Annotated in this window: 2 protein-coding genes; one reads left to right on the top strand and one right to left on the bottom strand. The window is 75.3% G+C overall.

Annotated elements, in window-relative coordinates; translation table 11 throughout:
• The coding region (locus ACJA3G_RS27310; protein ID WP_406555699.1) for a hypothetical protein at window positions 1-4,541 on the top strand (4,541 nt) is incomplete at its 5' end.
• A gap of 54 nt (window positions 4,542-4,595) precedes the next feature.
• Here the strand turns inward: ACJA3G_RS27310 and ACJA3G_RS27315 are convergent.
• Complete coding sequence (locus tag ACJA3G_RS27315; protein ID WP_406555700.1) at window positions 4,596-6,185, bottom strand: GMC family oxidoreductase; 1,590 nt, start codon at window positions 6,183-6,185, stop codon at window positions 4,596-4,598.
• Between the last annotated feature and the right edge of the window lie 52 nt (window positions 6,186-6,237).

The following is a 6,237-nucleotide window of genomic DNA, read 5'->3' on the forward strand; positions in this document are numbered from 1 at the left end:
CCCAGGCGGAGTTCTTCGAGGACGAGCCGGTCGGCCCGCCCCGCCGCCCGGCCCCCGCGGGCGTCCTCTTCCTGGAGAACGGCGGCGGCAAGTCCGTCCTGCTCAAGCTGATCTTCTCGGTGATGCTGCCCGGCCACCGCAACACCCTCGGCGGCGCCAGCTCCGGCGTGCTGCGCAAGTTCCTGCTCGCCGACGACTGCGGCCATGTCGCCCTGGAGTGGCAGCACACCCTCACCGGCGAGCTGGTCGTCGTCGGCAAGGTCAGCGAGTGGCGCGGACGGCAGGTCTCCAACGACCCGCGGAAGTTCGCCGAGGCCTGGTACTCGTTCCGGCCGGGCCCCGGCCTCAGCCTGGACTCGCTGCCGGTCGCCGAGTCCAGCGCGATGCGCCCCAGCGCCGAGGGCGCCTCCGGCGCCCAGGGCAGGCGCCGCACCATGAAGGGCTTCCGCGACGCGGTCACCGAGGCGGGCAAGGCCTATCCGCACCTCGACGTGGTGTGGGAGGAGATCCACGACCGCTGGAACGAGCACCTCGGCGACCTGGGCCTGGACCCCGAACTCTTCCGCTACCAGCGCGAGATGAACGCGGACGAGGGCGAGGCCGCCGGTCTCTTCGCGGTCAAGAAGGACTCCGACTTCACCGACCTGCTGCTGCGCGCGGTCACCGACACCCGGGACACCGACGGCCTCGCCGACCTGGTCAGCGGCTTCGGCAACAAGCTGGGCAGGCGCGCCGAGCTGACCGCGGAGCGCGACTTCACCGCGGGCTCGGTGGACCTGCTCAACAAGATCGTCGAGGCCGCCGAGGCCCGCTCCCGCGCGCGCGACATCCACGCCGGGGCCGAGCGCCGTACCCGTACGCTGGCGCGCAGGCTCTCCGCGCGCGCCGGGCAGGAGCGCGGGCGCGCCACCGACCTCGCCGCCCGGGTCACCGCCGCCGCGCACACCGTCACCGAGGCCGAGCGGGCGCGCGGCGGCAGCGCCCTGATCGCCTCCGAACTCGCCTACCGGCACGCCTCACTGGCGCTCGCCGTCGCCGAGAAGGCCGCCACCGCCCAGCGCCGCGAGCTGGCCGACGCCCGTACGCTGCACTCCGCCTGGCAGGCCGCCGAGGCGGTGCTGCGCCACCGGGCCGCCGCCGACCGCTCCGCGCGCGTGGCCGCCGCGATCCGCGAGGCCGAGCGGGACGCGGCGCCCGCGCTCGCCGCCCGCGCCACCGCCGCCGCCGATCTCGTACGGGCGCTGCACACCGCCGCCGAGGACGGCGAGCGGCTCGCGGCCGAGGAGGAGGAGCGGTCCGCCGCGCTCCAGGAGGCGAGCGAGGCCGCCCACCGCGACGCCACGGCCGCCGCCACCGACGCCCAGCGCGCCCGCAGCGAGGCCGGACATCTGCGCCAGCGCCTGGGCGAGGTCGAGCAGGAGACCGCCGAGGCCGTGCGGGCGGGCTGGCTGGACGACAGCGCCCCGGACGCCGACCCGGCCAGGGCCGCGCTCGCCGCCAGCGACGCCGAGAAGACGGCGGTCGCCGCCTGGGACACCGCCCGCGAGAGCGCCCGTACGACCGCCGACCGCGCCCGTGAGGCCGCCGCCGCCGAGGCGCGTGCCGAACTGGCCGCCGCCCGCGCCCAGGACGCGGCCGAGGCGGCGGGCAACGCCTATGACGCCGAGCGCCGCGCCGCCGAGTCCATCGCCTCCGAGGAGCGCCTCGCCGAGCTGCTCGGCCTCCCCTCCGCTCCGGCGGCCGGCGTCCCGCAGCCCCGTACCGCGACCATGTACGCGGCGGAGGCCGTCCACGCGGCGGTCCGCGGCACCCCCGCCCCCTCGGCCTCCGACGGCGCGGACACCCCGCTGACCGCCGAGGAGCTGGACCGCCAGGCCGACGAGCTGCGCCGGCTCCTGGACCAGAACATCGCCTCCGCCGAGCGGCAGCTCTTCGAGCTGCGGACCGCCGCCGCCGACGACTCCCGCATCCTCGGCGCGCTCGGCGACGGCGGCCTGCTGCCGCCGGGCCCCGATGTGCTGGCCACCGTGGAGTACCTGGGCGAGCACGGCATCCCGGCCCTGCCGGGCTGGCGCTACCTCGCCCAGGCCGTCGACCCGGCCGACCACGCCTCGGTGCTCGCGGCCCGGCCCGAGCTGGTCGACGGTGTGGTGATCACGGACCCGGCCTCGCACGTGCGGGCCCGCGAGGTGCTGGCCGGGGCCGCGCTGCTGCCCCGCTCCGCGGTAGCCGTCGGCACCGCCGCCGCCCTGCTCGCCCCGGTGCCCCGGCAGGGCGCGGGGGACAGCGAGGTCTTCCTCGTCCCGCCGAACCCCGCCATGCACGACGAGCACGCCGCCGACGAGGAGCGGCAGGCGCTGCGCACCCGCGCCGCCGCCCGCGACGAGGAGATCCGGGCCCTCGCCGCGCGCCTCGCGGGCGACCGCGGCCTCGCCGCACGGCTCGGCTCCTGGCGCGCCGATTGCCCGCCCGGGATGCTCGACGAGCTCGCCACGGCCGCGCGGGACGCGCGCGAGGCGGCCCGGGCCGCCGTGGCGGAGCTCACCGAGGCCCGTACGGCACGCGCGGAGGCCGACGAGGCCGCCGCCGAGGCGGCCCGGGTCCGCGACGAGCGACAGGAGGCCGCCCAGCGCGCCCGCCGCGCCGCCGACGCGCTGGCCGGGCTCGCCTTCCGGCTGCGCGAGCGCGCGGGCTGGCAGGCCACCCTGCGCGAACTGGTCGACGAGGCAGCGGAGTCCGAGGCCCGCGCCCAGTCCCTGCTGGAGCGCGCCCGGGCCGCCGACGAGGACCGCCGTGCCGCCCAGCGCGCCGCCGACGACGCCCACCGCACGGCGCGCGCGCTGCGCGCGGAGCGCGCCGAGATCGCGGGCGCCCCGGAGACCCTGCCGGAACCGGACCCGGACGCCCCCAGGACCGCGCTGCCCGCCCTGCGCGAGGCCTACCGGGCCGCGTCCCAGCTGTACGAGAAGGTCGGCGTCGGCGCCGACCTGCGCGCCGAACAGGCGCGCGCGGAGAGCGACGAGAGCGCCGCGCTCGCCGAGCTGGACCGTCTCACCAACAAGGTCCGCACCCGCGCCGCCCAGCTCCTGGAGGGCACCGACGGCGCCGACGGCCCGTCCCGGCAGGCCGCCGCCGCCCGCGCCGAGTCCCTCGTCCAGCTCCTGGAGACCAGGGCGTCGGCGGCGAGCGAGCAGCTGGGCCGGCTGCGTGGCGAGGCCGAGCGCCTCGCCCCCGAGGACGGCGCGGCCCACACCGAGCTGCCCGAGGAGATGGTGCCCGGCGACGCCGAGCAGGCACAGTCCCTCCTGCGGACCGCCACGGCGGAACTCGCCGCCCGCACCGACGCGTTGGAGACCTCGCGGGCCGCGCACGCCGAGCTCCTGACGGCCCACCGCGCCGCCGAGGACGCGGCCGGGGGCTTCGAGGAGACGGCCGCGCTCCTGCGCGACCTGCTCCGCGACCACCAGCAGGAGGAGGACGAGCGGGAACCCGAGCCGTTCCCCGGCGACCTCGCCGAGGCGCGCCGGTCGGCGGCCGAGGCCCGTCGTTCGCTGCGCGGCTGCGCGGGGGATCTGTCGGCCGCCGAGGCCGCCGTCCGCGAGGCCTCGGACATCCTGGTCCGGCACGCCAACGCGACCCGCTACGAGCAGGTGCGCACCCCCGCCCGCCAGCAGATCCGGGAGCTGCCCGCCGCCGCGCTGCCCGAGCACGCGGCGGCCTGGGCGACGGCGTTCGCGCCCCGGCTGCGGGTCCTCACCGACGAGCTGGAGCAGCTGGAGCGCAACCGCGACTCGATCGTGGACCGGCTGCGCGGGCTCGTCGAGTCGGCGCTGACCACCCTGCGCTCGGCCCAGCGGCTGTCGCGGCTGCCGGAGGGGCTAGGTGAGTGGTCGGGGCAGGAGTTCCTGCGGATCCGCTTCGAGGAGCCCGACCAGGCGACGCTGACCGAGCGCCTGGGCGAGGTCGTCGACGAGGCCACGCGCGCGGCCCTGAAGAAGAACTCGGACATGCGCCGGGACGGGATGTCCTTGCTGCTGCGGGGAGTCTCGGCCGCCCTGGAGCCGCGCGGCATCGCCGTGGAGATCCTCAAGCCGGACGCGGTGCTGCGCGCCGAGCGCGTCCCGGTCGGGCAGATGGGCGATGTGTTCTCCGGCGGGCAGCTGCTCACCGCGGCGATCGCGCTGTACTGCACGATGGCCGCGCTGCGCAGCAACGACCGGGGCCGCGACAAGCACCGCCACGCGGGCACGCTGTTCCTGGACAACCCGATCGGCCGGGCCAACGCCACCTATCTGCTGGAACTCCAGCGGGCCGTGTCCGACGCGCTGGGCGTGCAGCTCCTGTACACCACGGGTCTGTTCGACACCACGGCGCTCGCGGAGTTCCCGCTGGTCATCCGGTTGCGCAACGACGCGGACCTGCGGGCGGGGCTGAAGTACATCAGCGTGGAGGAGCATCTGCGGCCGGGTCTGCCGGCCGACCCCGACGGGTCGGTGCACGGGGAGATCACGGCGACCCGGATGTTCAGGAAGCCGGCGTGAGAAAAAGGGGGGCGCCGCGGCGCCCCCCTTTTTCTCACGCTCCCGCGGCCCCGCTCAGGCCGCGTCCGCCTTCATCATGTCCGCGCACTTCTCGCCGATCATCATCGTCGTGATGCACGGGTTGACGGTGACCAGCTCCGGCATCACCGAACCGTCCGCGACGCGCAGTCCGCTGACACCCTTGACGCGCAGCCGGGCGTCGAGCGGGGCCATCGCGTCGTCGTCGGCGCCCATCTTCACCGTGCACGCCGGGTGGTAGACCGTGTTGTGCGTGGTGCGGATGTACTCGAACAGCTCGTCGTCGGTGCGCACGTCCGGACCGGGCGCCAGCTCCGCGCCCGCCCAGTCCGCGAGCGCGGGCCGCGCCACGATCTCCCGGGCGAGCTTCAGCCCGTACGTCATCACCCGTACGTCGTGCTCATGGGTGAAGTAGCGCGGGTCGACCATCGGCTTGTCGCGGTAGTCGCGGGTGCGCAGCCGTACCGTGCCGCGCGACTTGGCGCGGGTGACGTTCGGTGTCAGACAGAACGCGTTCTCGCTGGTCGGGTAGCCGTGCCGGGCGGTGTTCATGTCGAACGGCACCGAGCCGTAGTGGAACATCAGGTCCGGCCGGTCCAGACCCGGCTCGGTGTCCGCGAAGATCCCGATCTCCCACCACTGGTTGGAGCGGGTCGGCATCGGCCGCTTGGCGTCCCACATGATGACGCCCTCGGGGTGGTCCTGGAGGTTCTCGCCGACGCCCGGGGAGTGCACCAGCGTCGGGACGCCCACCTCGCGCAGATGGTCGGCGGGGCCGATGCCGGAGAGCATCAGCAGCTTGGGCGTGTCGATGGAGCCGCAGCTGACGACGACCTCGCGCCGCGCGGAGACGGTACGGGTGTGGATCAGGTCGGGGTCCAGGTACTCCACGCCCGTACAGCGCCGGTCCTCACCGATCACCAGCCGCTTGGCACGGATTCCTGTCCGTACGGTCAGATTGGGACGCTTGCCGATGATCGGGTGCAGATACGCGACCGACGACGACTGGCGGATGTTGTTCTCGTCGGAGTTGATCTGGAACCAGTTGGCGCCTCTGATCACCGTACGGCCGGTGTTGAAGGGCGTGGTGGGGATGCCCGTCTGGGCGCACGCGTCGAGCAGTGCGCTGCCGCAGGGGTCCTCGCCCTTGATGGTGCGCAGCTTCACGGGGCCGCTGCGGCCGTGGTGCTCGCCCGGCGCGTCGTTGTTCTCCAGCCGTTTGTAGAGCGGGAAGACGTCCTCGGCGCCCCAGCCCGTACAGCCCCCGGCCGCCCAGCCGTCCAGGTCCTCGGCGGGCGCCCAGAAGGCTATGCAGGAGTTGTGCGAGGAGCAGCCGCCGAGCACCTTGGCGCGCGCGTGGCGCATCATGCTGTTGCCGCGCTCCTGCGGCTCGACCGGGTAGTCCCAGTCGTAGCCGGATTCGAGCAGCCCCATCCAGCGCTCCAGGCGCAGTACGTTGTCGTCGCCGACGTCCGAGGGACCGGCCTCCAGGACGCACACGGTCACCGAGGGGTCCTCGCTGAGCCGGGCCGCGACAACGTTGCCCGCGGTGCCGCCGCCGACGACGACGTAGTCGAACTCGTCGGTGGCCACGGAGGAGTTCACCGGGGTGTTGGGCTCGTTCATGTGATTCGCTCCTTGCTCAGCCGGTGGCGGCGGCGGGGTTCGCGGGGGTGGC

Origin of the sequence: Streptomyces sp. YS-3 (assembly GCF_045257485.1) — a bacterium.
Classification (GTDB): domain Bacteria; phylum Actinomycetota; class Actinomycetes; order Streptomycetales; family Streptomycetaceae; genus Streptomyces.